Annotated in this window: 19 protein-coding genes and 3 pseudogenes; 13 read left to right on the top strand and 9 right to left on the bottom strand. The window is 70.3% G+C overall.

What is annotated here, in order from left to right; translation table 11 throughout:
- Positions 1-198: 198 nt before the first annotated feature.
- Together ACH4VX_RS12360 and ACH4VX_RS12355 are read right to left on the bottom strand one after the other, a co-directional pair.
- A pseudogene (locus ACH4VX_RS12360) lies at positions 199-432 on the bottom strand (transposase); the annotation flags it as partial.
- 56 nt (positions 433-488) lie between these two features.
- Entirely contained in the window at positions 489-2,096 is a 1,608-nt protein-coding gene (locus ACH4VX_RS12355; RefSeq protein WP_398367324.1) for an alpha/beta hydrolase, read from the bottom strand.
- A 210-nt stretch (positions 2,097-2,306) separates the two neighbouring features.
- Between ACH4VX_RS12355 and ACH4VX_RS12350 the strand changes: the two are divergent.
- Positions 2,307-2,771: pseudogene (locus tag ACH4VX_RS12350) on the top strand (IS6 family transposase); the annotation flags it as partial.
- 88 nt (positions 2,772-2,859) lie between these two features.
- Here the strand turns inward: ACH4VX_RS12350 and ACH4VX_RS12345 are convergent.
- On the bottom strand, positions 2,860-3,192 hold the full coding sequence (locus ACH4VX_RS12345; protein WP_398367323.1) for a deoxyxylulose-5-phosphate synthase: 333 nt from the start codon (positions 3,190-3,192) through the stop codon (positions 2,860-2,862).
- Positions 3,193-3,258: 66 nt separating this feature from the next.
- On the opposite strand from ACH4VX_RS12345, the gene ACH4VX_RS12340 reads away from it, so the two are divergent.
- Complete coding sequence (locus tag ACH4VX_RS12340) at positions 3,259-3,942, top strand: hypothetical protein (RefSeq protein WP_398367322.1); 684 nt, start codon at positions 3,259-3,261, stop codon at positions 3,940-3,942.
- Between the two features lie 14 nt (positions 3,943-3,956).
- On the opposite strand, the gene ACH4VX_RS12335 is transcribed toward ACH4VX_RS12340, so the two are convergent.
- The gene (locus ACH4VX_RS12335; RefSeq protein WP_398367321.1) at positions 3,957-6,359 is read right to left on the bottom strand and encodes a hypothetical protein; all 2,403 of its coding nucleotides are present in this window, start codon (positions 6,357-6,359) and stop codon (positions 3,957-3,959) included.
- Between the two features lie 332 nt (positions 6,360-6,691).
- Here ACH4VX_RS12335 and ACH4VX_RS12330 point away from each other — a divergent pair, with 332 nt between their 5' ends.
- Complete coding sequence (locus tag ACH4VX_RS12330) at positions 6,692-9,997, top strand: type ISP restriction/modification enzyme (RefSeq protein ID WP_398367320.1); 3,306 nt, start codon at positions 6,692-6,694, stop codon at positions 9,995-9,997.
- A gap of 6 nt (positions 9,998-10,003) precedes the next feature.
- Here the strand turns inward: ACH4VX_RS12330 and ACH4VX_RS12325 are convergent, their stop codons facing one another.
- The gene (locus ACH4VX_RS12325) at positions 10,004-10,411 is read right to left on the bottom strand and encodes a hypothetical protein (RefSeq protein ID WP_398367319.1); all 408 of its coding nucleotides are present in this window, start codon (positions 10,409-10,411) and stop codon (positions 10,004-10,006) included.
- Between the two features lie 101 nt (positions 10,412-10,512).
- Entirely contained in the window at positions 10,513-10,965 is a 453-nt protein-coding gene (locus ACH4VX_RS12320; RefSeq protein ID WP_398367318.1) for an ATP-binding protein, read from the bottom strand.
- A gap of 176 nt (positions 10,966-11,141) precedes the next feature.
- Between ACH4VX_RS12320 and ACH4VX_RS12315 the strand changes: the two genes are divergently transcribed.
- Both ACH4VX_RS12315 and ACH4VX_RS12310 read left to right on the top strand, forming a co-directional pair.
- Complete coding sequence (locus tag ACH4VX_RS12315) at positions 11,142-11,999, top strand: Scr1 family TA system antitoxin-like transcriptional regulator (RefSeq protein ID WP_398367317.1); 858 nt, start codon at positions 11,142-11,144, stop codon at positions 11,997-11,999.
- A complete protein-coding gene (locus ACH4VX_RS12310) occupies positions 11,996-12,202 on the top strand; it encodes a DUF397 domain-containing protein (protein WP_398367316.1) in 207 nt (68 codons plus the stop codon). Before ACH4VX_RS12315 ends, ACH4VX_RS12310 begins: the two co-directional genes overlap by 4 nt.
- A 103-nt stretch (positions 12,203-12,305) precedes the next feature.
- Here the strand turns inward: ACH4VX_RS12310 and ACH4VX_RS12305 are convergent, their stop codons facing one another.
- Positions 12,306-12,923, bottom strand: coding sequence for a TetR/AcrR family transcriptional regulator (locus ACH4VX_RS12305; protein WP_398367315.1), 618 nt, complete (start codon positions 12,921-12,923; stop codon positions 12,306-12,308).
- A gap of 48 nt (positions 12,924-12,971) precedes the next feature.
- On the opposite strand from ACH4VX_RS12305, the gene ACH4VX_RS12300 reads away from it, so the two are divergent.
- From ACH4VX_RS12300 to ACH4VX_RS12265, 8 genes and pseudogenes are all read left to right on the top strand, one after another.
- On the top strand, positions 12,972-13,232 hold the full coding sequence (locus ACH4VX_RS12300; protein ID WP_398367314.1) for a hypothetical protein: 261 nt from the start codon (positions 12,972-12,974) through the stop codon (positions 13,230-13,232).
- A gap of 80 nt (positions 13,233-13,312) precedes the next feature.
- Complete coding sequence (locus tag ACH4VX_RS12295; RefSeq protein ID WP_398367313.1) at positions 13,313-14,245, top strand: SDR family NAD(P)-dependent oxidoreductase; 933 nt, start codon at positions 13,313-13,315, stop codon at positions 14,243-14,245.
- Complete coding sequence (locus ACH4VX_RS12290) at positions 14,242-14,703, top strand: nuclear transport factor 2 family protein (protein ID WP_398367311.1); 462 nt, start codon at positions 14,242-14,244, stop codon at positions 14,701-14,703. The genes ACH4VX_RS12295 and ACH4VX_RS12290 overlap by 4 nt, the downstream gene beginning before the upstream one ends.
- Before the next feature lie 121 nt (positions 14,704-14,824).
- Positions 14,825-14,989 (top strand): annotated as a pseudogene (locus tag ACH4VX_RS12285) (DUF397 domain-containing protein); the annotation flags it as partial.
- Positions 14,990-15,522: 533 nt separating this feature from the next.
- Complete coding sequence (locus ACH4VX_RS12280; RefSeq protein ID WP_398367310.1) at positions 15,523-15,909, top strand: hypothetical protein; 387 nt, start codon at positions 15,523-15,525, stop codon at positions 15,907-15,909.
- Positions 15,910-16,671: 762 nt separating this feature from the next.
- On the top strand, positions 16,672-17,118 hold the full coding sequence (locus ACH4VX_RS12275) for a DUF6086 family protein (protein WP_398367307.1): 447 nt from the start codon (positions 16,672-16,674) through the stop codon (positions 17,116-17,118).
- 197 nt (positions 17,119-17,315) lie between these two features.
- Positions 17,316-18,176, top strand: a complete 861-nt coding sequence (locus ACH4VX_RS12270) for a helix-turn-helix domain-containing protein (RefSeq protein ID WP_398367306.1) — start codon at positions 17,316-17,318, stop codon at positions 18,174-18,176.
- A gap of 2 nt (positions 18,177-18,178) precedes the next feature.
- Entirely contained in the window at positions 18,179-18,379 is a 201-nt protein-coding gene (locus ACH4VX_RS12265; protein WP_398367305.1) for a DUF397 domain-containing protein, read from the top strand.
- Between the two features lie 85 nt (positions 18,380-18,464).
- Here the strand turns inward: ACH4VX_RS12265 and ACH4VX_RS12260 are convergent, their stop codons facing one another.
- Complete coding sequence (locus ACH4VX_RS12260; protein ID WP_398367304.1) at positions 18,465-22,790, bottom strand: Eco57I restriction-modification methylase domain-containing protein; 4,326 nt, start codon at positions 22,788-22,790, stop codon at positions 18,465-18,467.
- Positions 22,787-26,047 carry a DISARM system SNF2-like helicase DrmD gene (drmD, locus tag ACH4VX_RS12255; RefSeq protein ID WP_398367303.1) on the bottom strand — a complete coding sequence of 1,087 codons (3,261 nt, stop codon included), beginning with the start codon at positions 26,045-26,047 and terminating at the stop codon, positions 22,787-22,789. The genes ACH4VX_RS12260 and drmD overlap by 4 nt, the downstream gene beginning before the upstream one ends.
- Positions 26,048-26,129: the final 82 nt, after the last annotated feature.

The raw sequence follows: 26,129 nt of genomic DNA, 5'->3' as shown, positions 1-26,129 counted from the left end.
CACTACGCCCGCAAACTGGCCGATGCCGGCGTGCCGGTCCAGCACCTCCCGGTCGAGGGAGCCGTTCACGGCTTCCTCTCGTTCACCGGCTCGGTACAACTCTCGCGGGACATACTGAACCAGCTCTCGGACGCCGTGGCCACGGCCTTCAACTGACCCGGCCTGTGCGGCACCGCCAGTCGCCAAACCTCTGCCCCGACGCAGCCGGGCGACGTCGATCCGGCCCTGGTTGAGTCCGCCGTACAGAGCCCCGTGACCACGACGATGCTCGGGCGCGAGCGCGAGATCGACCAGCGTCCGCACCGGCCCGTCAGTGCACAGCAGCGCGTCGCATAACTCGAACAACGCGTCGCCCCGCGCAGTCAGACATGCGTACAGCTCCGACCGGAAGTGTGGCACTTCCGCGAACGGGGCGACTTCCACCGGCCCCATCGAGGCGACTCCAACCGGACAGCGGGCCGGACGGGGAAGCACCGCGTTCCGGCGGGTTACTTCCGGGTGACGTCGGTGCAGTAGACGTCCTTGTCCGGCAGGTGGCCGGTGGTCAGGAAGCCGGCGGTGGCCTTGTCGGCGCAGGCGGAGCCTTCGCCGTAGACGTAGTGCCCGCCGTTGTCGACGCCGACGAAGGCAGAACCGTCGCCGAGGGACTTGTGCAGCCCGACGCCGCTTTCCCACGAGGTGGCATTGTCCCGGCGGTTCTGCAGGATCAGGGTGTTGCGCGGGCCGCCCTTCACGACCTTGACGGTCGCCTCAGCCGGCTTGTCCCAGTAGGCGCATGCCCAGATGTTGGCGGGCATGCCCGCGGTGAGCGGCCACTTTTTTCGGTCGGCGGCGGTGCGGGCGGCGTAGCCGTCGACGTCGTGCGGCCATTCGGCGTCGCCGCAGGTGAGAGCCATGAACATGGTGGCCTGGTTGTCCGCGGGGATGCCCGGGGACGTCGGTGTTCCGGCGAACACCTCCTTGAGAACCGCGGTGTCAGCGGCCGTGGTGCTGCCGTGGGTCAGGTTGTCGGCGGCCTTCCAGAACTTGGCGAGCACGGGAAGGGTGTCGTTGCGCAGAAGCAGGGCGTAGGTCATGTTCCGCAGCAGCGCCCCGTCCAGCGACACCGATGCGCCGGGAATCGCTGCGGGCGTGCGGTCGAGCCGGTCGGCGAGGGTGAGGTAGGTGCGGGTCACCTGCGCGACGTTCGTGCCCAGCTCGAGGGTGCCGGCCTGCGCCGCGGCGATGCGGGCGGCATCGGGGAACCGGTCGGCCATGCCCTTGCCCCAGGTGTCCGCCACCTGGTCGGCCCATACCTTGGTGGGGTCGACGTTGCCTTCCAGGATCATCCGGTCGGTGTGGCCCTGGAAGAGGGAGCGGTAGACGGCGCCGAGGTAGGTGCCGTAGGACTGGCCCCAGTAGGAGATCTTCTTCTCACCGAGCGCCCGGCGGATGCGGTCCATGTCGCGGGCGGTGTTGGCGGTGTTGTAGTACCGCAGGTTCTTGCCCACCGTGTCGGCGCACTGCTTGGCGTCGGCTTTGGCGAGGGCCACGTTCTTGGTGATCGAGCCGTCCGCGGCGGGATAGGGGAAGAGCCCGGACACGCTGGGGTCCCGCAGACCGCAACTCTGTGGGGTGCTGTGTTCGACGCCGCGCGGGTCGAAACCGATCAGGTCGTAGCGGTCCAGCACGGACTTCGGCAGTGTGGACGCCAGGGTTTCGGGCATGCCGAGACCGCCCAGGGCCGGCCCGCCGGGGTTCAGCAGCAGAACGCCATGTCGCTTCCCGGGCTGTGCGGTGGACAGCCGGGAGACCGCCACGTCGATCTTCATGCCGCCCGGGTTCCGGTAGTCGAGTGGCACCTTCAACGTTCCACAGGCCAGGTGGGGGTCACGGGTTCGTCCCTCGGCCAGGGCCGGGCACCTGCCCCAGGTGATCTTGGCGTCGCCCGCGGTCTCGCCGACGCTCTTGCCGGAGACCTCGGCCGGTTGCGAGCCCTTGGCGTCGGCACCACACGCGACCAGCGCGGTTCCTGCCAGCGTGGAAACCAGCAGAGCTGTGGTGATTCGGCGGCCTCTGGGGAAACCGTGCTGCGCGGAACTGCGTGTCGTGGCCATGGTGTTGTCCTTAGCTGCTGGGCTGGTCGGCCTTGTCCGGCCGTTGTGTTGACGATTCGAGTCAACAAGAGACCACCGGTGGCGCGCGTCACCCCGGAGAGAACACAACAGGTAGCTCGCTCGGGGGATCCTGGGCCGATCCTGGGCACTGTCACGTTGACTGACCGGGTGGGATGATCTTCTGGCTGGTCATGCCGGGAGGGATCGTCCGTGGACGGCGCGCCGTCGTCGTACAAGGGGCACTGGTACCCGGTGGAGGTCATCGCGCACTGCGTGTGGCTGTACTTCCGCTTCCCGCTCGGCTTTCGCGAGGTCGAGGAACTGATGCCGGGGCGCGGCGTGCTCGTCTCCCCTGAGACGGCACGCCGCCGGTGCGCCAGGTTCGGGCAGGCCTACGCCGGCGCGCCGCGCCGCCGGCAGCCCCGCCCCGGGGACGAATGGCACCTGGACGAGGTCTTCATGAAGATCGACGGAGAGCAGAAGTACCTGTGGCGGGCCGTCGACGCCGACGTGCTCGACATCCTCATACAGAACCGGCGGGACAAGACTGCTGCCCGCCGCTTCTTGGGTGAGCTGCTCAGGAAGACGCGCACGGCGCCCCGGGTGATCGTCACCGACAAGCTCCGCTCCTACCGAGCGGCCCACCGCGAGGTCATGCCCCCCGTCGAGCACCGGCAGTCGTCGCAGGCCGACTGTTCCGCCTGAGCGACGCCCCGCGCCGCCGTCCGGCTTCCGTGCGCGTCGACGGGGGCCGGGGCCGCGGTCACGGCAGGTCGTAGCGGACGAGTGCGTTGGCGAAGGGCTCGCCCGTGCGGCGGGCGTACGTCATGCGCTCGCGGATCTCCCTCAGGGTGCGCGGACGGTATCCGGGCCCGCCACAGCAGCTCTTGTGGAAGTGGACGCCCGCGTGCAGGAGCACGGACAGCGCTCGCCAGGCCGCGGTGTCCCGGCGCGGGGGCGCCGCGAAGGCCGATCCCACGTGGATCAGCGGTTCCGCACAACGGGGGCAGACCCGGTGCGGCCTGTCCCTGTCGTAGGGCTGCTTGTAGGAGGCCCGACAGGGCAGGCAGATGTAGGAGGTCTTCGCGTGGCCCATGCCGTCAGGGTAGGCGGCGGTCGTGCGGAACTCGACGGAATTACGGAAGTGCGGAGGGGGCACGACGTGCCGCACACTCTCCGGGTGATCGTGCTGCAGCCCGTCCTCGAAGTCTCCGATCCCGCCGGCTTCACGCTCTGGCCGGTCGCCGGCATCGAGCCGTACGGCTTCCTGCCGCTCAGTGGCGCGCTCGCTCCCGCCGAAGTCGGCACGGCGGTCATGAGCATCGCCGCCCACAACGACGTCGTACCGGCGGCCGACGACCGCCCGCCGCGGCCCGCGGACCCGCTCGGCTCCTTCCTGCACGGGCTGCTCACCATGGACGACCTCTTCGCGTCCGGTGGCCTGCGGGTCACGGACACCGCCTCCGGCGTCACCTTGCTGCCGGGCTGCTGCAACGGCCTCGAGGAACGCCGCGACTGGTTCGACGTCCTCGACAGGGACGGCCGGGCCTCCTTCGGCCACGACCCGTCCCCGCTCGCCGAACGCCACGGCGACGCCATCCGCCTGACCGTGGACGCCGACCGCGACGACAGCCCCGTGATCGGGCTCGCCGTCGGCGACCTGCGGCGTCTGCTCACCGGAGCGGAGCGCGACCTGGCCGGGTTCCTGGCCCTGGCGGCCGCGTGGGCCGCCCGACGACTGCCGGGCCATGCCGCCCCGGTGACGTCAGCCCTCGCCCGCGCTCTGGTCCTCCCCGCGCAGGGCCCGCCGTCCGCGTCGCCCCGGCGGCCGGAGGCCGTCGGCTGACGCGCACCCCCGCCTCACCGCCCGGTCCCGTCCTCCGGCACCGAGGCCCGCGGGACGAGGCGGGGAGGCAGTGGACGGGGCGGGCGGGCGTGAGCGGCGTGGGCGCGTTCCTGCTCCCGCCGCCAGATCGCCAGCAGGGCTTCCTCCGTCCGCGGCACGGCGAGTCCTGCGGCCCCGAGGACGTCCCGGAAGAAGACCACCGGGCCGCCGCAGGCGTCCACGACCAGCGCGGAGAGCAAAGGGGTGCCGTCGGCCCCCGCTCGCCGGTCCAGCGTCACCAGCCAGTGCCGGGGGCCCAGGCCGGACTCGCCGGTGTCCAGGTCGCCGATCGCGACGGTGCCGCCCTGCGCGGCGACTCCGGTGAGCCGGCTTCTGAGTCGGTCCACCGGGTCCTCGGCGGGCGTGGAGCGCCTGGAGGGTTCCCTTGACCGCGCGAGCCTGGCCTTGCTCTGGGCCGCCTCCATCCTCGCCAGCCGTTTCGCCTCCTTGTCGGTACGCCGATTCGCCGCTTTCAGACCGTCGTTCACGGCCTTCAGTTCGTCCTCGACGAGACGGACGTAGTAGCCGGAGCTCCTGTCGGCCACCTTGGCCCGTCGGGCTGCAGGCAGGAGTGCGCCGTCGTGGTGCGCGAGCCACGTCTGCGCCTCACTGATGACCTTTCGCGCCCGTTTCCGCGTCGTCTTGTCGGCAAAGCCCAGGAGGCCGGCGAGCTCTTGGACCAGGGAGCGCAGACGCTTCACCATGGAGGTGTCGGCGACCGTCCTGCCCATCGGTCTCGCCGTGTTCACCTGACGGTCGACGGGGCGCCGCACCTTGACCTCAGGGGTCAGGCCCCCGCTTTTCCTCACGAACCCCCGCACCAGCGGCTGTTCGGGCTTCAGGGAGAAGCGCGGCGGCATCGTGCGCGGGGGTGTCCCGTACGCCGCGAACGCCCGCTCGGTCTCCACCGCCACCCAGCGTTTGATCCTGGACGACGTGCCGGCGTAGGCCACGCCGAGCTGCGAGAGGATGTTGGACAGGTACGGGAGCGGTGCGTCCCCCTCCCGGATGAGCGCCGACAGGACCGGCGCGTGGTCGCGCAGCGGACTGTCCACCTCGACGAGCAGGTACCGCCGGTCGGTGTGGGAGTACCTCGCCAGTTCGGGGTTCACCGTGCGGGCGAGGGTCTCCCACGTGGTCGTGGTGTGCAGGCGGGCGTGATGTGACAAGGCGTCGCGCAGGGCCGTCACCAGCTCGGCGCGGGTCATCGGCGCGGTTGCCACTGGCGTGCCGCTCACCGGCGGTGGCTCGGTCACCGCGGTGCGTGTCGCCGTCACGGCCGGTGTCGTCGGTGGTGGGGACGCCTGCGCCGCCCGGCGTACGGGCTCAGGGACGAACAGGGGTTCCGAAGTGGCGGGCGGTACCCACAGACCGGTGCGCTGGGCTTCGTGCGCGTTGAGGCGTACATAGCGGTTCGCCTCGACCGCCCAGCCCGCGGTGCCCTCGGCGATCAGCAAGCGGGCGCCGTCGGCGACGCGGTAGACGTGCTCGGCCGGCGGCACCTCGGTGTCTCCCGGGAGGGACACCAGCGCTCGGACGATCGGGCTGTCCACGGGCTTCACGTCGGCCACGAGCAGGTGCCGGTCCTTCGCCGCGAACGGGGAGTCGGCCGGCACGTCGCCCTCGGGGGCGAGTGCGAAGACGAGGCCGCCCTGGAGCGGGAACGCGGTCGGCCGGGGCCTGGGGCGGGTGAGGCGGATCCGCTCGGTGTCCGGCGTGATGATGCCGGACGGCGTCACCGCGCACTCCTCCAGCGGGGTCCAGGACACCGTGCGGTCCCGCGCCTCGGCCCCGATGTGGACGCGGCGCTCGCCGCCCACCGTCTCGCAGCGGACCCGGAGGCAGTAGCCGTGGCGGCCGACGAACTGCTGGGTGACCGGTCCTTCCGACGAGAAGATCCAGTCGATGCCGGCGGCGTCCGCGGCGAGTTCGTCGTCGGCCCGGCGCCAGGACCGGTAGTCGACGGCGTTGAGCTGGAAGCGCAGTCGGCGGCGGCTGGCGGGCAGGTACACGTCCACCGCGTCGCCAGGACCGGTGCCGAGGTCTCGCGTCTCGACCCGACCCTCCACCTTCCGCTCGCCGAGCAGCCTCCGCACTCCCCGCTTGATGAAGAGGTGGTCGGCGCTGGACTCGCCGTTGTTCTTCCGGTGGCAGACCGGAGCCGTCGGGTGGTGGGCGAAGTGGCACACCTTGGTGGTGTAACGGCGGTCGCTCAGCTCCCCGCCACAGCCGCCGAGTTGCAGTCCGCACCAGTAGCTGTAGCCGGGGTGCGCCCCGCGCCAGCGGTCCAGTTCCCACGCGTCCATCGGCAGGATGACCGGATGGTCGGAGTCCTTGTGACCGATCACGGCTGTCTGCACGAGACGGTGGTCGAGCATGGGACCTCGCAGGGGGACCTCGGAGGAATGTCCACCCGGCCGGCGCGGGTGACACGATCCACTCCAGTATGCTTTTCATGCACTGAGTTCACAAGGAATCTGCGAGATTGCGCGTACACCCTTGTTCTCTTGACGCGGGTGCCGCACACTCACGACGCATCCACACCAGCGGCGAGGACGGGAACCCCGGCCGTGGACGGCCGTGCCGACGCGCGAACCGAGCGCGCCGGCCGACGTACGCGCCCTGCCGTTTGGTCCGAAACTGCCCCATACTGCACATCAGGAGGGGTCGGCTCCGTGTCACGTCCCGGGGCCCGAGGTCTGGGGGGACCATGGCTGACGCACACCTGCAGTGGTTACAGGACGCCGTTTCGGCGTTCGGCGCGGAGTGCAAACGCAGCTTGGCGGGGCCGGGTGATCGGGAGGCGGCGATCCGGGGCCCGTTGGAGCAGTTGTTCCGCACCCTGGGGAAGCACCACGCCCTGCGCGAGATCGGCTGGCATCCGGAGACCCGCATACCGCACCTCGGCGTCCGGCCCGACTACGCCGTACGCGTCGACGCGCAGATCACCGGCTACATCGAGGTGAAGCGGCCCGGCAAGAGCATCGACCCCGACACCTTCACCGGTCACGACAGACGGCAGTGGCAGCGCCTGCGCGACCTGCCGAACCTGCTCTACACCAACGGCACCCACTGGCGCGTCTTCCAGTACGGCACGCAGGTCGGCGAGGAGGTCGTGCTGTCCGGGGCGCTGAAGAGCGCCGGGGCGAAACTCGCCGCCTCCGATCCGGCCGCCTTCGACGCGCTCGCACGCACGGTGCTCTTCTGGGAGCCGCGAGAGGTCCGGCGGGTCTCGGTGCTCGTCCAGCACATCGCCCCGCTGTGCCGCCTCCTGCGCGAGGCCGTGCGGGAACAACTGCGCGCGGAGAGCGGGACGGACGCCGACGACCCCACCGTCGAGCGCCCCTTCACCGGTCTGCGGAGCGACTGGCGCCGCCTGCTCTTCCCCACCGCCGACGACGCGACCTTCGCCGACGGCTACGCCCAGACCGTCACCTTCGCCCTGCTCCTCGCCCGCACGGAGCGCATCCCGGTCACCGGCACGAGCTTCCACGAGATCGGCCGACGGCTCCACTCCGGTCACGCTCTGATGGGCAAGGCCCTCCAACTCCTCACCGACAACGTCAACGAGCGCTTCGAGGTGACCCTGGACCTCCTCGCCCGCACCGTCGAATCCGTCGGCTGGGAGACCATCCGGCAGGGCAACCGGGACGCCTACCTCCACCTCTACGAGTCGTTCCTCTCCGTCTACGACGACGACCTGCGCCGGCGCAGCGGCTCCTACTACACCCCGCACCAGGTGGTCGAGGAGATGGTGCGCCTCACCGAGGAGGTCCTGCGCACCCGCCTGGGCAAGGCCCACGGCTACGGCGACGACGGCGTCCACATCGTCGACCCCGCGATGGGCACCGGAACCTACCTGCACACGATCATCGAGCGGGTGGCGCGGCAGGCCGCCGCACGCTCCGGCGAGGCCATGGCGCGCGACGCGATCGGCCGTCTCGCCGGGCGCCTGTACGGGTTCGAACTGCAGATGGGTCCGTTCGCGGTCGCCGAACTCCGCACCGCCGACCTGCTCAAGAAGCACGGCGCCGAGCTCCCGCCGGGCGGACTCAACCTCCACGTCACGGACACGCTCGACGACCCGTACGTCCAGGAGGAGCAGCTCGCCTCCACCTACGCGGCCCTCTCGGTCTCCCGTGCCCGCGCCAACCACGTCAAAGCCAACGTCCCCGTCACCGTGGTCCTCTCCAACCCGCCCTACGACGACAAGGCCGAGAACCGCGGCGGCTGGATCGAGAAACGCGTCAAGGGCCAGGGCCGCCCGCCCCTGGACGACTTCCGCCACCCCGGGAACGGCCGCTACGAGCACGCGCTGAAGAACCTGTACGTCTACTTCTGGCGCTGGGCCACCTGGAAGGTCTTCGACGCCCACGCGGACGACCGGCACGGCGTCGTCTGCTTCATCACCCCGTCCGCGTTCGCCACCGGTCCTGCCGGGCGGGGTATGCGCGACTACCTGCGCAGGACGTGCGACGAGGGGTGGGTCATCAATCTGTCGCCCGAGGGGCAGCGTTCGGACGTGGCCACCCGCGTCTTCCCGCACGTCGCCCAGCCGCTGTCCGTCTGCTTCTTCGTCCGGCGCGCGGACCACGACGCCACCCGCCCCGCGCGCATCCACTACCGGGCCCTGCACGGCAAGCGCGCCGAGAAGTTCGCCCGGCTCCAGGCGGTGGGCCTGGACGACGACGGCTGGCGGGACGCACACACGCAAGGGGTACGGCCCTTCACTCCCGCCGCGTTGTCCGGCTGGGAGGAGTACCCGGCATTGGACGCGCTGTTCCCCTGGGGCAGTCCGGGCTGCAAGACCAACCGTTCCTGGGTCACGTCACCTCACCCGTCGGTCCTCCAGCGCCGCTGGGCTCGTCTCGGCGGCGAGGAGGACCCGGAGGCCAAGGCCCTCCTCTTCAAAGAGACAGGGGACCGTCGGCTCGACGCACGGGTCACGTGCCTGCCCGGTTTTCCGCATCCCGACCGGACCATCGGCGGAGAAGCCGGCACTCGCCCCCCGCTCCTGCGTGTCGCCCTGCGTAGTTTCGACCGCCAATGGCTCATTGCCGACAACCGAGTACTCGACCGCCCCAGGCCCGACCTGTGGGAGTCGCTCCAGCCCGGGCAGGTGTTCCTCAACCAGCAGAGCAGCCACGAGATCGACGGCGGTCCCGCGCTGGTGGCGACGGCGTTGCTCCCGGACACGCACCATTTCAACGGCCGTGGCGGAAGGGTGCACCCTGTCCTCCACCCGGACGGCAGTGCCAACGTGCCCACCGGCCTGCTCCGGCGCCTGTCCGGTGTCCTCGGCCTGGACGGGGTAACCGTGCACGACCTCGCCGCCTACGCCGTGGCCGTCGCCGGGCACAGCGCCTTCACCGAACACTTCGCCGAGGAACTGCTCACCCCCGGCGTCCGGTTACCCCTCACCCGCGACCCGGAGCTGTGGGGCGAGGCGGTCCGTGTCGGCCGGGCGTTCCTGTGGGCGGCCACCTACGGCGAGCGGGGCGATCCGCTCAACGCACCGGCGTCCGGCCAGGAAGGGGTCGGCTTCCCTCCGGGAGACCCGCGCCAGGTGCGGTACGTGACACCGATCGGCTCCACCGTGCCCGACACGATGGCGTACGACGAGGAGAGCGGCACCCTCCACGTGGGGCCGGGCACCTTCACGGGGGTCCCGCCCGAGGTCTGGAACTACGAGGTCGGCGGCATGCGCGTCGTGAAGAAGTGGTTCGGCTACCGGAAGGCATCCCCCACCAGCCGGAAGACCAGCCCACTGGACGACCTCCACGTCACGACGTGGCCGAGCGAGTGGTCCGCGGAGCTGATCGACCTGCTGTCTGCCCTGCGCCGCCTGGTCGACCTCGCTCCGGCACAACAAGCCCTCACCACGAGAATCGTGAACTCCCCGGTCGTCACCGTCACCGACCTCACGTCTGCGGGCGTCCTCCCGCCTCAGCCCAGAGCCGACCGCGCCCGTCGACGCGTCGTGCTGGACTTCGACCGACCGGCGGACGAACCGTGACCGCGGCTACGCACCCTCGCCGGCCGCGACGTGGGCCTCGGCCTGCTCCAGGGTCCACGTCCCCTCCGCGAGCAGTCTCAGGGCGTGTCCGGCGGAGCGGGGCGCCGTACCGCGCGCCACGGTGTCGGCGAAGGCCGACACCGCGCTCAACCGCGCCGCCAACTCGTCGCACTCCGCCGTGCGCAGAGCCGCCGCTCCGGTGGCGGTGAGGCGGAGCGTGCCCCGGCCCCCGTCCCGCTGCTCGACCAGCCCTGCCCACAGCAGCGTGGGCAGGGCGTCCCGGACCGCGTCCGTGTCGAGGTTCCGCACCACGTAGGACTCCGGCCCCGCTTCGGGTGCCGGGAGGTCGCAGAGGTCCAGTTCCCGCAACAGGTGGTGCTGGAGCGGCGACAGCTGTCCGATGGGATCGAGCATGGCCCCAGTATGGCCCGCACCGTGCGGGGTGCCGGCTCGCCTCACGCACCCACGCCACGGTGTCTACGGGGGCTCGGTCCGACTGCCTGCGCGGCAGGGAATCAGGTGGGTCGTCCGACCTCCGCCCAGACCGTTTTCGTGTACGCGTCCCGCGCCTCGCAGCCCCATCGTTCGGCGTACGCCGCCACGAGCAGCAGTCCACGTCCCGACGGGGCGTCGGGCACCGCCGATTCGGTCGCCGGGTCGCGAGGGCGGCGCCCCGGGCGGGTGTCGGTCACCTCGACGCGGACGACGCCGTGCTCGGGCAGGAGGAGCAGCGTCAGGCGGAAGTCCCGTCCGGGGGTACGGCCGTGCGTGACGGCGTTGGCCGCCAGCTCGGCCGTGACGAGGGCGACGGCCTGTGAGGTCTCGGAGTCGTACGGGATTCCCCAGGCCGCGAGCTGCTGTCCGGCGAGACGGCGGGCGAGACGGGCTCCGCGTGCGGTGCTGCTGAGGCGGACGGTGAGGTGGGGGGCACTGGTGGACGGTTCCACCCTGATGTTGGTCGACTTCACGGAGTCACCGTCCCGTCACGCGGGCGGCCTCGCGAGGTCGGGCCTCCGTACCCGGTCACGCGGTACGGCCGCCGTACGGGTCCGTACGGCAGGTGTACGAGTCCGTGCCCGTGGCCGGAACGCAGGGCCGGTCGTTACCGGTCACGACGGAACGCTGCGCGGGACGAGGGGGCGCGATGGGCAGGACCACCCAGCGGGAATGCGGGACCACCGGCCGGCGCGGACCGGACAAGGAACGCCCGGCGGCCTGGAGCGCCTACGGCAAGCTGGTCCGCCTCTTCCGTGAACGCGCCGGCCTCACCCAGCAGGCCCTCGCCGAGGCGATCGACTACTCGCTGGAGCAGGTCGCCTCCGTCGAACAGGGACGGAGACCGGCGAAGGCGGCCTTCACGGAGGCCGCGGAGCGGGTGCTGGAGGCGGGCGGGGCGCTGCGGGTGCTCCAGGAGGACGTGGATCGGGCGAAGTTGCCCTTGTTCTTCCAGGATTTCGCCTCGCTGGAGGCCGAGGCGGTCAGTCGCTTCTCGTACGACCCGATGCTGGTGCCGGGGCTGTTGCAGACGGAGGCGTACGCCCGTGCTCTTCTCGAAGCGCACTTCCCGCCCATCGAAGAGGAGGCCATCGAGCAGCACCTCACCGCCCGGCTCGCCCGGCAGTCCCTGTTGACGCGCAAGAACCCGTGTGTCGTGTTCTCGTTCATCCTCGAAGAGGGCGCTCTCCACCGGACGGTGGGCGGCCGAGCGGTCCTGGAGGAACAACTCGCGCACCTGCGGGACCGCACCCGCATGCGGAACGTGGAGATCCAGGTGATGCCGACCCAACGGGCCGCGCACAGCGGGGTCAACGGCCAGTTCGTCCTGCTGGAGACCGTCGAACGGCGGCAGTTCGTCTCCATCGAGGCTCAGGGGGTCGTGAACATCCGCTCGGACCGGAACGAGGTCAGTGAGTTCTGTCTCCAGTATGGAATGCTGCGCTCACAGGCCCTCAACACCGAGGAGTCTGCCAGGTTCATCGAGCGCTTGGCAGGAGAGCTATGAGCATCGACCAGCACATTGAGCAGCCCGGCGCCCTCGCGTGGTTCAAGAGCAGCTACAGCGGAACCAACGGCGGGGACTGCGTCGAGGTGGCCGCCGGCGCGGGTGCCGTGTACGTGCGGGACTCCAAGGCCGCGGCCGACGGTCCCGTGCTGCGGGTCGGCCGGGACGGGTGGGCCGCGTTCGTGGCACTCATGGGCCTGTAAACGCCCTCGGAACTCCTGAGCACGGCGACGGGCTCGACCGCCTCAGCCGAGGTGACGCGGACGAGCCCGCTGCCGATCGACAGGGCGCGATCTTGCGGTTCGGTCAGCGCGGCTCCGTCGGGCGGGCGCCTCGCAGGAACTGTGTCACCGCGGTGTCCACGAGTCCTTCGAGCCGTCCCGGCTCGATCATGCCGCTGTTGAGCATGGACGTGATCCCCAGGACGGTGGCGTAGATGACGAGTCCGATGTCCTCCGGGTCGCCCTCCTCCAACTCGCCGCGCGCCTGGCCTTCTTCGATCAGGTCGCTGATCTGCCCGAACGCGGCTGCGGCGGCCTCGGCGACCGCGGTCGCCCCTGGGCGGTGCTTGCTGGAGTTCATCAGCCCGGTCAGGGCGGCATTCTCGGTCGCGAACCGGACGTAGGCCGACGCGAACGCGTGCAGGCGAGCGGGCAGGTCGTCCTCGTCGTCGATCTCGTCCACCGCGGCCCGCAGCTTCGCGCCCAGGCGGACGAAGCCCGACTCGGCGAGGGCGTCCAGCAGCGCGCGGCGGTCCGCGAAGTGCCGGCGGGGCGCCGCGTGACTCACGCCGATGTCCCGGGCCAAGTCCCGCAGGGAGAGTTGCTCGACCCCGTGCGCCCTCAGGCTGCGCTCCGCCGCGTCGAGCAACTCCGTGCGGAGATTCCCGTGGTGGTAGGGCCGCTGCTCGGTGGTGTCAGGCATGGGGCCAGCCTACTCGGCGCAATGTTTGCATTGACAACAATGTTGCCAATGACTACTCTCGCGGCATGTCCAGATTCCCTCCCGCCGACCTGGAAGCCCTCCCTCGGTTTCCGCGTCGAGAGGTTCCTCATCAGGCTCGTCGCCCACAGCGCCGAGGAGGGCGTCCCGCCTGCGCTGTACGCCGCCACCGCGGACCTTCCCGGCGACAGCCGTGTCGGCCCCCACCGACTGTGGGGCATGCGCGGTGCGCCGACGCTGGTCGGACGGGCCGCCCGAGCGCGTGACGGCCCGGCGGCACGGCGGCTGTGAAAGGTGCCGGAGGAACCGACCGGCACGCGCTTCCCCCTTGGCGCACCCGCGCCCCCTGCCTCGTGAAAGGACCCGCAGCTGTGATTCGTCCACGGAAAGATCCGCGGAAGAACCCTCGTGAGTCGGACGAACTCGTCGTCGTCTCCGGCGCCTCGTCGGGCATCGGGGCCGCGACGGCGCAGGCCCTCGCCGCAATGGGCTACCACGTCCTCGCCGGGGTACGCACCGAAAGCGAGGCCGACGCCGTCCGGGCCGACGGCATCGAACCGGTCACCTTGGACATCACCGTCCCGGAACACATCGAGGCTCTGGCCCGGCGGATCGCCGACGACCCTGAGCGGCGCCTCCTGCGTGTCCTGGTCAACAACGCGGGGATCGAGATCAACGCCCCCGTCGAGGTGCTCCCTCTCACCTTGTGGCGCGAGCAGTTCGAGGTGAACCTCTTCGGGCACATCGCCGTCATCCAGGGACTCCTGCCCTTCCTGCGGCGGAGCCGGGGCAGAATCGTCAACATCAGCTCCGTGGGCGGAGTGGCCGCGCTGCCCGTCTTCGGGGCGTACGCGGGAACCAAGTTCGCCCTCGAAGCGGCCAGCGACTCCCTGCGCCGCGAGGTCTCGGCGCACGGCGTGCAGGTGGTCGTCGTCCAGCCCGGCGGCGTCCGGACCGAGATGGCCGCCCGCAGCGGTGACATCTCCCTCGAACTCGCCGCCGGGATGAGCGCCGAGCACCAGCGTCTCTACAGCGGCCTCATCAACGCGACGGTGTCGTCGAACACAGCCTTCCTCGAACGCGCCCTACCGGCGGAGAAGGCGGGGGCCAGGATCGCCAGGGTGGCGACCACACCCCGCCCGCGCGCCCGGTACACCCTCGGCACGGACGCCGCCTTCGTCATCCCCCTCGCCCGTTTCCTGCCGGCCCGGCTGATGGACACCATCCTCGCGATGAGCCACCGGTCCCGAAAGCCGAAAACCGCGCCCACGCCCGCACCCGAGTCCACAGGGAGTCCTTCATGACCACGCTTGCCGACCGCATCGAACTGATCGAGCTGATGGGCCGCTACGCCGACATCGCCGACCTCAAGGACTTCACCCGCCTCCCCTCCCTCGTCTACAGCGACTCGGTGACCCTCGACTTCTCCTCGGTCATCGGCCTGCCGCCCATGACCGTGCCGCTCGACGAGTACGTCCACGTGCTGGGCCAAGCCTTCGCCCCCTTCTCCGCCACCCACCACACCGTCACAGGTCACGTCGTCGAGATCGACGGCGACCGCGCGACCCTCCATGCGCACGTCCGCGCCGAACACTGGGTGCCGAAGGAGCGGGCAGGCGGCGGGCCGGACCGATGGCTGGTCGTCGGCTTCTACGACAACGAGGCCGTCCGGACACCGCACGGCTGGCGTCTCAGCAGCGTCAGGCTCACCGCCACGCACCAGGAGAACGCCCACCTGTCAGGGCCTGCCCCAGTCACATGAGCGCGCCGGCCGGCTCCTGGCAGCACTTACACGGCTATTGATCAGAAACTCAAACGAAACGCGATGCAGGTGAGGACAGGAGCGCCACCTTGCCCCACACGTTCTTGATGCGGGGCAACCGCTCGCGTGGTTCAAGAGCAGCCACAGCGGAACCAACGGCGGGGACTGCGTCGAGGTGGCCGCCGGCGCGGGTGCCGTGTACGTACGGGACTCCAAGGCCGCGGCCGACGGTCCCGTGCTGCGGGTCGGCCGGGACCAGTGGGCCGCGTTCGTGGCGCTCGCGGCCGTGCAGTCCCGCGCGGTGCTGTCCTTCGGCGGAAGGGCAGCACCCGTTGGTTTCACCCGCCGCGGGAGCCGGTCGGTCACTCCGCGGCCAGTTCTTCCGCCCTGGCCAGCGCTCCTTGCACCAGCGCGCGGAACTCCCGGGAGCTGCGGATCGCGGACAAAGCTGGGGTAACTGATCGTTTCAAGATGAGAGTTTCCCGACCGGGCAGTCTCGTTCTGGAACGATCAGTCATGCCCCAGGCCGCACCCGACTCGCCCCCGTGTCGTACCTATGGCCCGTCATACCTGGTGGGACGGGGCGGTGCGGCTCCCTCCGGGTCGGCGGTCCGGTCGTTCCGAGCAGCCTCATGCTGTGGCGAACATGGCTCGCGAGACGCACTCTGCGCTGAAGCGGCGTGGCGGATCCCCCTTCGCGCGCCGGCCGCCCAGGACAGGAGGAAGCCCATACCGAGATTTCGGATGCCGTTGAGCCACAGGGGTGCCGGCTCCGCGGTGTCGGACACCGCCTCCCACAGGAGCATCGGCACTATCGCGATGGAGATGCCCGAGGCCAGCGCGATCCGCCTGGCTGTCGCCAACCGCCTCCGTCCCTGGGGCGTGCTGGGCGAGGGGGAGCGGCCGCACAGCCAGCCCGCGGCCACCGCCGCGACGAAAAGCGGAACGACGATGGACAGGTACGGCCGCTCACCGGCCTCCGATATCAGCGAGGCGAGAATCATGACGGTGGACAGAAGGCCGAAGCATCCCCACCCGCCGCAGGCCGCACTTGCCTCCGTGGGCTTGGTCGATGCGGTCGTCGAAGCCTTCGGTGAGGGGGATCGCGTAGTGTTCGACGCCGATCGCGTCGGGATGTGTCGCGCCGATCCCGTGGAGCGTTCCGGCCTGCGCACGGCGAGTGGGGGCTTCCGCCCGGTCCAGTAGGTTCGGGTGTGCCGACGTACGTACGTCGTTCCCCCGTTGGGCAGGCGGCGCTTGTGGCCGCGTACCGACACGGGGGTCCTGCGTTTTCTCGCCACTCAGTTCTCCGCGGGCCGGACCATGGTCACGGCTCCCGGTGGAGCCGTTCTCCCAAGAGGTACTTTATATTGCAACGACTTTGGGGGGATTCGCAGGTCATGCCCTGTCCAGCACGGCCGTGAGGCCGTCCGAGCCGCGGGGAGGGCCAGAGGTCGAGGAGCGTTGTCCACCGAGGCCGACCCCGGGCTCGGGGTGTTACCCGTAGGTGACGCCGGTGGGCGAGCATGACCGCGAGTTCCCCGGCCGACACGGCGCTCCACCACAGGGATCGGCGCCCTCGGAGGGCATCGGTGGCGGGCAGGCTCTACGCCTCGTGCACCGCGATGCCGGAGTGATCACTCATCCGCTGACGTCCCATCAGGAAGCGTCATCTCTGGGACTCCGGGGGTCTACGCCGCCCGAAGATCCACACTCTACCGGCCCCGGATCCCGGCCTCTCTGTAGTCACGTCCGCTGGTGATTGGAGCGTTCGTCCAGTCCGAAGGGCGCTGAAGGCGCGGTGAGCGGGCTGACCGGTTGGAGACTCGCTCCCATCCTTCTGTCCGGCGTGGCGCGACCGGGCAACGAGCGGCGACCGGCCGAGGCCTCGTCCTACCCGAGTGCGTGCCGACCGCCTGCACGTCTACCCTGCGTCTGGGCGGTTGAGCCGGAACAGGGGAATCGACGATGAGCATGTACTTCGAGCTGGGTGACGAGACGCTGTGGAACCCATCGAACGGTGCCGGCCGCCTCTTCATGCGGCAGGTGGAAGTCTTCGAGGCGGAGCTCGGGCTACCCTCGGGAATCGGCCAGGGGAAGTATTGGGGTGACCCGGACACACTCGCAGTCGATCCGGTCGCGTACGCGGAGTTCGTGCGCGGCCTCGTCGCCTGGCACTGCGGGACGAGCCACTCCGTGATCCTCGCGCTCTCCGAGGGGTTCGCGGCGACAGCGGTCGCGCTCGCTCGGCGGGCGGGGATCGAGGTGGAGACGCCCGCGTCGGAGGCCGACCAGGCGTGGGGTGGCGTGCGACGCGACGTGCAGGTTCCCGGCAATGCCCGGGTCTCGTCGGCCGCCGTCGTCGATGCCCTGGACACGCGGGCGCGGGAGGTGGACCGCTGGATGGCCCGCTGAGCCGGTTCGCCTGAAACCGTCGTTCGCCGCTCCTTGTTCGTCGCCCGTGACCGTACGGGATTCTGTACGGCTGTTGTACGGGGCCGGGGCCGTGCCCACGACGTCGCGGCTCGCGTTGAACAAGGTCCCGGCGGCGAGCTGGCGTCGCTGCGGTGCGGGTGAGCGGGGTGCGGTGCGGGACGGAAGGGCGTGAAGGCATGAGCACGGTGCGGGAGACGCGGGGCGGTCGGGCGGCGAAGGCGAAGGAGGAGGGCGGGGGTGACCTGCCGGGGGCGTGGGCGGCGTACGGGAGGCTGCTCCAGCATTTGCGGAAGCGGGCCGGGCTGAACCAGCAGCAGCTCGGGGAGGCCATCGACTACTCGCTGGAGCAGGTCGCCTCGGTCGAGCAGGGGCGGCGGCCGGCGAAGGCGGCGTTCACGCGTGCGGCGGATCGGGTGCTGGAGGCGGGTGGAGTTCTGGAGGTGCTCCAGGACGAGGTGGACCGGGCGAAACTGCCGCGCTTCTTCCGTAACTTCGCGGTCATCGAGGCGGAGGTGGTGAGCCGTTTCTCGTACGATCCGCTGCTGGTGCCGGGGCTGTTGCAGACGGAAGGGTACGCGCGGGCGGTGTTCGCCGGGCACTGCCCGCCGTTGAGCGAGGAGATCATCGACCAGCACACGGAGGCGCGGCTGAGTCGGCAGAAGCTGCTGACTCGGGTGCCGCTGGCGGAGCTGTCGTTCATTGTGAGTGAAGAGGCGTTGCGGAACCCGGTGGGCGATGCGGAGGTCATGCGCGGGCAGTGGCAACGGCTGCTGGAGGTCGGCGCGTTGCGCAACGTCGAGGTCCAGGTCATGCCTCCCGCTCCGGGGTTCCATTCCGGACTGAACGGGCCGTTCGTGGTGCTGGAAACCAGCGAGCACCATCACCTCGGGTACATCGAATCCCAAGAGGTCGGGTGCGTCGTCCGTGATCCGGCAGAGGTCAGCGCCTTCGGGTTGCGGTATGGCAAGCTGCGATCGCAGGCCCTGAACGGCGTGGAGTCTGCGCGGCTCATCGAACGGCTGGTGGGAGAGACGTGAGCATGGAGCAGATGACCGAGGACATGGACGGGCTGCACTGGTTCAAGAGCAGCTACAGCGGATCGGGCGGCGGCGACTGCGTGGAGGTGGCCGCCGGTCTCGACGCCGTGTACGTGCGGGACTCCAAGACTGCGGGCGGCGGGCCGACGCTGCGGGTCGGCCGGGGCGAGTGGGCGGCGTTCGTCGCGCTCACGGCGGGATAGCTCCGACCAGGACCTCTGAGCGGAACAACGGGCTGGTTCGCGCCACTTGAGGCGACGCGAGCCAGCCCGTTGTCATGCCGTCGGCTCAGAAGAGGGCGCCCTCGGCGCCCTCACCGAAATCCGACCCACCTCGCGCGGCCAGCTGCTCCTTGCGTTTCCGAACGGCTTCAGGGGAGGGCGAGGGCAGGTCGGGGTGCTTCTCCCTGGCCTTCTTCTCCGTCACTCCCTTGTGCAGACCGAGGTGCACCTCGTCGGCGTACGCCTGATGGTTCAGCTGGCGCAGGCGATCGATGATCTCGGTCCGGGCGAGCAGACCAATGGTGTAGCGAGTGCCCTGGTCGGTCTCGTGGAAGCCGTGGTCGAGGGGAAACGTCTCATGTGTCAGGTCGGCCAGTGGGGTTCGCCCCGGTCCGTCCAGGAGATCATGCCAACCATAAGCCTCGACGGTGGCCTGGTCGATCTCCTCGTGGATCCAGCGGAGTTTGACGATTTCCTCGTCCTGGCAATCAGGATCGTGGACCAAGTTGTAGGTATCGGTGAGTCCCATAGTACGGGCGAGCATCAACGTTCGGCGGTGGCTGTCCAGAAGAGCCCCTGCCTTCCGCAATCGCTCAGTGAGCGTTGGACGAACCAGCGTCTCCACCACGTCCGAGAGACTGTAGTTGATACGAGTCTCCAGCGTGGATGTCCGGTCCAGTGTCCACCAGAAGTGGGGCGCGCTACTCAACAATGCGAGCAGAGCAGTATCGTCCGACGCAAAGACTCCGAGCCTGTGGGAAAGGACTTGCCTGGTTGGCACCATGACAGGCATAACAGCCTTCCCGACCAGCGAGATGACAATGCAGCGGCTGAGCTGCTTGATGGCCGCTCGCATTCCTGGAGCCAATTTCTCATACTGCCACCACCTTTCCCGCACGGATTTCTTGTCGTCGCCCAGCAAATCCCGCTGGGGCTTCACATGCCTGCGAATGTGCTCGAATGCCGCCGGGAAGCGCTGGGCTTCACTCTGACTCATACCGCCGAAATCAATGATCTGTCGACTCGGGGCACACTCAGGGTCGTTGCTTACGTCTTGGCCCGTTAGATAACCAAAGACTACTTCGTTTGACCGGGCATCGGCAGCTATGAGCGCTTCCGCCTGTTCGGTCTGCAAGACGAACCCGATACCATTGACATTATTGCCCATGTAGGCAAGACGCGCGCTCTGTTGCAGCTTCTCGGCCCACGACCTCGTGCGCGTGACGGGATTGAGTGACGTCGTGATGCCGCTGGGCGTGGCCTGCCCGTCGAGAATGGCAGGAGCACCTTTCGAAGCAGTCTCCTTAGTCATCCAGACGGCGCAGTACTCCAAGACGGCAGACTTCGAGGGCCACGGAGCACTCTTGATCCCCCGCCTGATTTCCACACCCGCACCAATCAATTGATCGAGGCCTACCTCGCGGGTGTCACCTTGCGCCAGGGTGTTGGTCGCAATAATGCCTGTCTGACCCGATGCGTTCAACAGTTCGTGAACCCTGAGCGCGAAATAAGCAACTAGGTCCGAATTGCCTCGCACTTCGTTGGCGAGAAAATCGACCATATATTCGCGGTACGCCTGCCCAAGAGGTGCAGTGAGCTTTTTGCCGCCGAGGAACGGAGGATTTCCCACGAGGACGTCGAACCCATCTCTTAGCGAAAAAACCTCCGGAAACACAAGCGGCCAATGCACCGGCCGCCGTTCCAACGCCCCCTCCGGCAGCTCCGCCGCCAGCCACTCCTCCGCCGTAGCCCGCGCCCCGCGAACCACATCCGAGTCGTCCTCGACACCGTCCGCGACGATCTGCTGAACAATCCACGCAGCGCGCGGGAACAGGTCCTTAATCCGCTCACCTCCCTCCTCCTCGTACCAAGGCACCCGCCCCGAAGCACAAGTAGCCAGCGCCGCCCCCGCGATCAAGTCACCCACCAGCCGCAGCCGCCGCGAGTGCCGGTTGACCTCCTCCAGCCGCTCCCGCTTCTTCTGGAGTGCCGGCAGGTCGACGCCCTTGATGGCGGTGATCGCCAGGCGCTCGCGCGTCAGCTGGTCGACCAAGTCCCGCGCCTGCTCGGCCAGGACGTCGGTCTGCCCCTGCGGCTTCATGTGGACGGACTGAAGCTGTTCCATGGTGTGCACGCCCAACAGCGAGTCCCCGCACACCAACCTGTCGTCCAGGAACGTGAAGGGGCGCTCCGGGTCCATGGAGACCAGCCACAGCGACAGCTTGGCCATCTCCACGGCCATCGGGTTGATGTCCACGCCATACAGGCAGTGCTCGATGATCTGACGGCGGGCCTCAACCACCACCGGGTCCTGTTCGGCGTCGGCCGCCGTCACGGCGTCCACGGCGCGGCCGGCCCGGTATGCCATCGCGTCCAGGTCGCCCTTGTTCTCCTTGGCCTCAATGAGTCGGTCGGCCAGGTAACGGCACGCCGCCACCAGGAACGCCGCCGAGCCCATCGCGATGTCCGCGACCTTCAGGTCGAGGATCTGCTCGGGCGACTTCAGCCGCCACTCCCCCGTGTCCGCCGTCTGGAGCGGGCCCGGCTCGTACACCAGGGGCTCCAGCGCGTGCAGGACGACTTCCTCCGCGAGGAAGCGGGGCGTGTAGTGCGTGCCCGTGTTCTTCCGGAGGGAGGACTCCGTCACGTACAGCGCGCCGTTCGGGATGACCGTCGGCAGGCCGCGCAGGTCGTCGCGGAGGATGCCGACGAACGGGAGCAGCCGCTCCGTCAGCGCCGCGTCCTTCGTCACCGCGTTCAGGCGGCGACGGGCCTCCGCCGACTCCTCCGTGCCCAGCGGGGCGAGCTTCTTCTCCAACTGGCCGGCCGTTGCCGGGGGCTTGGGGTCCTTCCACTTCTCGTGGATGGACTTGGCCAGCACGGACAGCGAGCCGCCCGCCTTCGCCGCCAGAGACTCCAGTTCCCGCAGCGGAACCTCGTGCTCCAAGCCCTCCGGGCCGATCAGGCCCACCATGTGCTCGGTCGCCCGGCGCCCGTCGAAGGACAGCAGGCCCTCGTACACGTAGCCGATCTGCTCGACGTCCAGCGCGCGGAAGCTGAGCGTGCGGACCTCGCGGTCCTTGCCCTTGCCGACGCGGACCTCCTGCACTGCCTGGAGCATGTGCAGGACCGTACGGTCGTCGATGGGGAGGAGCGGGGTGGTGCGCTCCAGCCACGGGTACTTGTCGGGGTCGAAGATCGAGCCGTCGTACGCGGGCAGGCGGAAACCGGAGCCCGGGTGGTCCACTCCCCCGTGCACGGCGTGGAAGAGGGCGATCAGGCGGTGCCAGGCCGACGTCGTGTGTTCGAGGGACGTCTCGCCCTCCTCGTCCGCCCGTGCCTTCAGTTCGTCGCGCAGGAAGCGGGCGGAGTAGGAGCGGGCGTACACCTCGTTGTCGGCGGGGAGCAGGCCGCGTTCCTCGGCGAAGAGGAGGAAGACGACGCGCATCATGACCGCGACCGCGCCGCGGTAGATCTCGCCCGCCGACACCCCCGACGCGTGCAGCCCTGCCGCACCGTTCTCGACCGCGCGCACGTCCGCCCGCCCGATCGCGTCGACGAGGAGTTCCACCGCCTGCCGGACCTGGACGCCCAGCGCCTCGGTGACGTCCTCACCCGCCGCCAGGCTGGCCTTGAGGAGGCCGACCAGGGTCTCGGCATCGTCGTACTCGAAGAAGCGGCGGCGGCTCAGCAGCGACGCGAACGCGCGGACGACGTTGCGCTCCGCCGCCTCGTTCCAGCCGATGGAGTCGAAGACGGCGGTGGTCGTCACGCCGCCGAGCGGGGCCCAGACCAGGCACCACCAGCGGCCGTCGGTGACCAGGCCCAGCGGGACGCCGTGGTGGCGCAGCAGGCGGGCGAGGCGGTCGGCGGGGGCCGCCGCCCAGTCGCCGCCACCGCCCGCCCGCGCGGTGGGCGCGGTACCGGCCGGGACGGTGACGCCCAGCAGCCGTACGCGCTTGGCGGCGGAGTCCACGTCCGGCTCGGCGGCGAGGTCGGCGCCCGGTTCCACCAGCGCGAAGTCGGGGCGGACCTCGGTGTTGTGCTCGGCCACCCGCAGGGTGAGGCGGTCCAGGCCGTGGTGCTCGGACTCGCCCTCGCGGAAGGTCAGCGCGTCGTCCCAGCCGAGCAGACGGCGCAGGACGTACGCCACCCACGCGTCGCGCCCGGCGACGGTGTCGGTCTGCCAGTCGGCGTGGTGGGCGCGCAGGCGGGCGCGTTCGTCCTTCTCCAGGGCGTCGAGCTGGGGCCAGGCGCGCAGCAGGACGGGCATCGTGAGGAAGGGTCCGGAGACCTCGGTGAGGTCCAGCCACTCCTGGTGCTGCCGGCGGCCGTCGGCGGCCTGGGCCTTGGCGGCGGCTACTCCACGGCTCATGGGGCGGCGGGGGCTCATCGGCGGGCTTCCTTTGCGGGGACGACGAAGACGACGGCGGCGGGGAAGAGGTGCGAGCGGGGCTCGCGGTAGCGGGCGGCGATGGCGGCCAGCTCGCGCTCGCGCTCGGCGGGGAGGCCTTCGAGGCGGTGCTGCCAGCGCTGGCGGTCCTCCTCGAACTGGCGGCGTTCGTGGCCGGTCAGTTCGTGGGTGGTGAGCAGGGCGAGCTGTTCGCCCTCGCCGTCGCCCTCCTCCTTGAGCTTCGTGCGCAGGGTGTTCTCGAAGCGGTCGAGGGTGGCCGTGATGCGGCGCTCCTCTTCCGCCCGGCGGTCGGCGAGGCGGCTCTCCAGCTGGCGGCCGAGTTCGGCGGCGCGGGCCTCCAGGGAGCGGTAGAGCGGGTCGCGGAGCCTGGGCCAGGCCTCCGTCAGTTCCTTGCGCAGGTGCGGGGCGGCCTCGGTGCCCTGGGTGAGGGCCTGGGACAGGACCCGGCCCTGCTCCCCCACCGACTCCCAGCGGCGGAAGCGGCCCGTGTCGCCGAACCAGCCACCCGCGTACAGGACTTCCTCGTGCAGGCGGGTGCCGTCGGTGCCGACGAGGACGTAACGGGCGTACGCGGAGACGAGGGTCGTGGTGACGGCCGGGTCGTCGGTGACGACGGCGGTGACGCGGTTCAGGCCGACCGAGTCGGCGTTCCAGACGGCCGCCGTGAGCAGGCGCGTGGAGAGGGCGACGAGGGGGTGCTTGAGGTGGGCGAGGACCACGTCGTCCCTGCCCTGCGCGGCCACCGTCGGGGAGAAGGTGAGCGGGCGCTGCTCGCCCTCGCGGAGCTTGTGCGCGAGGCCGCGGGTCGCCCGCTCCCAACTGCCGGACAGGGGCTGTACGTCGAAGAGGTCGCCCGGTTCGAAGTCCTCGGCGCGGACCGTGGACGGCAGGAGCGGCGGCTGGTGGTCGAGGGCCAGGGCCGTGTCGACGACGCGCTTGACGTTGACCGGCGTCAGGCCCAGCGTGCCGACCGTCTCCTCGTACTGGTCGGCGAGCCGCTTCGTCTGGGCCGTGACGTTCTGCTCGGGGGCGACGTCGCCGCCCGTGCGGCGGCCCTTGATGGGCTTCGGCTTGGCGTTCTCGATGTCGACGGGGGCGGTGTCGCCGGTCATGCGGCGCTGTACGGCGTCGGCGAGGACGGCGTTGACGGAGCCGAGGTCCTGCTCCATGCGCGCGACCTTCTTGGCGACGCGGGAGAGGAACTCCAGGTCGGCCTCGTAGGAGCCGGCCTGCGCCTGCTGCCAGCCGGAGCCGATGAAGTGGGCGATCTCCGGGTCCTTCTTCTGGCCCCAGCGGTCGATGCGGCCGATGCGCTGTTCGAGCTTGTTGGGGTTGAAGGGGATGTCGTAGTTGACCAGGCGGTGGCAGTGGTTCTGGAGGTCGATGCCCTCGCCGGCGGCGTCGGTGGCGAGGAGGATGCGGACCTTGCCCTCGGGGCGGGAGGGCTCGGTCTGGAAGCCGAGGCGGATGCGCTCGCGCTCCTCGGCGGACAGGCCGCCGTGCAGGCGCTCGACGCGGCCGCCGTCGGTGAGTTCCTCCGCCTGGAGGAGGTCGTGGAGCCATTCCTGGGTGTCGCGGTACTCGGTGAAGACCACGACCCGCTCGTTGGTCCACTTCTTGCCGTCGGGGCGGCAGATGGCCTTGATCTCGCGGATCAGCGCCTCCGCCTTGGAGTCGGGGGCGGCCTCGTGGGTGAGGGCCCAGCGCTCCATCTCCTGGAGCAGGTCGAGTTCCTGGCCGTCCTCGGCCGGGGTGAGGGAGGTGGAGCGGGTCAGGGCGTCGTCCTCGGCGTCGACCAGGCCCGTGTCGTCGAGGTCGGCGACCAGGTCGGCGAACTCCTCCAGCCACTCGGGGACTTCGGCGGCGGCGACGCGTCCGCGCGCGGGGCCGCCGGTGTCGTCCAGGTGGGAGAGGTAGACCTGGACGGTGTGGAGGAAGGCGGCCGGGGAGGAGAACAGGCGCTTCTTCAGCAGCAGGGTCACCAGGTCGGCGGCGCGGCGTCCGCCCCGGGCCTTGGGGGTGAGCTTCTTGCGGCGCAGTTCCGCGAACGAGCCGAGCAACTCGTGGATCGCGCGCTCCTGCCGCGTGTAGTCGACGGAGAGCTCGCGGGTGACGCGGGTACGGAAGCGGGGCGTGCCGTCGGCGTTGGTGACCGTCGACTTCAGGCGGCGTACGACGGTGTCCTTCAGCGCCTCCTTGTCGGGGTCGACGCCGCGGGCGAAACGCTGGTCGTCGATGAGTTCGAGGAGGGCGGTGTACGACTCGGGGTAGCCGTTGTGCGGGGTGGCGGAGAGGAAGAGACGGTGCTCGAAGTGCGGGACGAGGCGCCGGATCAGCTTGGTCTGCTGGGAGTCGACCGCGTACACCTGCTTGGGCGCGGCGGGGGCGACGTGGTGGGCCTCGTCGAGGACGAGGAGGTCGAAGAAGCGCTTGTGCTCGCCGTCGGGGCTCTCCTCGGGGGCGCCGATGACCTCGTCGAGGAGGCGCTGGGCCTTCTGGCCGCGCAGCCAGGGCAGGGAGACGATGGTGAGCGGGTGGACGCGGAACGGGTTCGCCGCCGTGCCGTGGGTGCGGCGCAGGCGGGCGCAGTGCTCGGAGTCGACGATGGTGAACTCCAGGCCGAACTTCTCGGCCATCTCGTCGCGCCACTTCAGGGTGAGGCCGGCCGGGCAGACGACCATGGTGCGGCGGGCCCGGCCGCGCAGCAGCAGCTCCTGGACGACGAGTCCGGCCTCGATGGTCTTGCCGAGGCCGACGTCGTCGGCGAGGAGGAGGTTGACGCGGGGCGCGCCGACGGCGCGGGAGACCGGCTCCAGCTGGTACGGCTCGACGGCGACGCCGGAGCGGAACGGGGCCTGGAGGGTCTTGGCGTCGGCGGAGGCGACGGCGGACCAGCGGACGGCGTCGAGGAACGCGGCGAGGCGGTTCGGGGAGTCGTAGGCGCCGGTGGAGGCGTCGGGGAGGGAGCCGGCGGGCAGGACGCGGCGGCCGGGCTCGACCTCCCAGATGACGGAGAGGGTGTCGCCGAAGCGGCCGTCGGCGACGGACTGGAGGTGGACGAGGGTGGCGGGCCTGCGCACCTCGCCGCCGCCGGAAGCGCCGGAGGCGTCGGGGGCCGGGGACGGCTCGACGCGGGCGACCACCCAGGACTGGCCGCGCACCTCGACGAGGTTGCCCTCCTCGGGGAGCTGTTCGGCCCCCGTCCGCTCGGTCTCGCGCTGAGCTGCTGGCGTCATGGGCGCTGTTCCCCTCGGGTGTCTCCTGCGGCCGTCCGTAGACAGTGTCCTGTCTCCCCTCCGGGCGGCGCGGTCGCAGCGT

It is taken from the genome of Streptomyces sp. NPDC020731 (genome assembly GCF_044334705.1).
Taxonomy (GTDB): Bacteria; Actinomycetota; Actinomycetes; order Streptomycetales; family Streptomycetaceae; genus Streptomyces.
This window is presented reverse-complemented; position numbering and strand designations above follow the sequence as displayed.

Bases quoted from the DNA above. Each gene is read 5' to 3' on its own strand.
- ACH4VX_RS12355 (WP_398367324.1), bottom strand. From the start codon at position 2,096: ATGGCCACGACACGCAGTTCCGCGCAGCACGGTTTCCCCAGAGGCCGC.
- ACH4VX_RS12345 (WP_398367323.1), bottom strand. From the start codon at position 3,192: ATGGGCCACGCGAAGACCTCCTACATCTGCCTGCCCTGTCGGGCCTCC.
- ACH4VX_RS12335 (WP_398367321.1), bottom strand. From the start codon at position 6,359: ATGCTCGACCACCGTCTCGTGCAGACAGCCGTGATCGGTCACAAGGAC.
- ACH4VX_RS12330 (WP_398367320.1), top strand. From the start codon at position 6,692: ATGGCTGACGCACACCTGCAGTGGTTACAGGACGCCGTTTCGGCGTTC.
- ACH4VX_RS12325 (WP_398367319.1), bottom strand. From the start codon at position 10,411: ATGCTCGATCCCATCGGACAGCTGTCGCCGCTCCAGCACCACCTGTTG.
- ACH4VX_RS12315 (WP_398367317.1), top strand. From the start codon at position 11,142: ATGGGCAGGACCACCCAGCGGGAATGCGGGACCACCGGCCGGCGCGGA.
- ACH4VX_RS12310 (WP_398367316.1), top strand. From the start codon at position 11,996: ATGAGCATCGACCAGCACATTGAGCAGCCCGGCGCCCTCGCGTGGTTC.
- ACH4VX_RS12305 (WP_398367315.1), bottom strand. From the start codon at position 12,923: ATGCCTGACACCACCGAGCAGCGGCCCTACCACCACGGGAATCTCCGC.
- ACH4VX_RS12300 (WP_398367314.1), top strand. From the start codon at position 12,972: ATGACTACTCTCGCGGCATGTCCAGATTCCCTCCCGCCGACCTGGAAG.
- ACH4VX_RS12290 (WP_398367311.1), top strand. From the start codon at position 14,242: ATGACCACGCTTGCCGACCGCATCGAACTGATCGAGCTGATGGGCCGC.
- ACH4VX_RS12280 (WP_398367310.1), top strand. From the start codon at position 15,523: ATGGAGATGCCCGAGGCCAGCGCGATCCGCCTGGCTGTCGCCAACCGC.
- ACH4VX_RS12275 (WP_398367307.1), top strand. From the start codon at position 16,672: ATGAGCATGTACTTCGAGCTGGGTGACGAGACGCTGTGGAACCCATCG.
- ACH4VX_RS12270 (WP_398367306.1), top strand. From the start codon at position 17,316: ATGAGCACGGTGCGGGAGACGCGGGGCGGTCGGGCGGCGAAGGCGAAG.
- ACH4VX_RS12265 (WP_398367305.1), top strand. From the start codon at position 18,179: ATGGAGCAGATGACCGAGGACATGGACGGGCTGCACTGGTTCAAGAGC.
- ACH4VX_RS12260 (WP_398367304.1), bottom strand. From the start codon at position 22,790: ATGAGCCCCCGCCGCCCCATGAGCCGTGGAGTAGCCGCCGCCAAGGCC.
- drmD (WP_398367303.1), bottom strand. From the start codon at position 26,047: ATGACGCCAGCAGCTCAGCGCGAGACCGAGCGGACGGGGGCCGAACAG.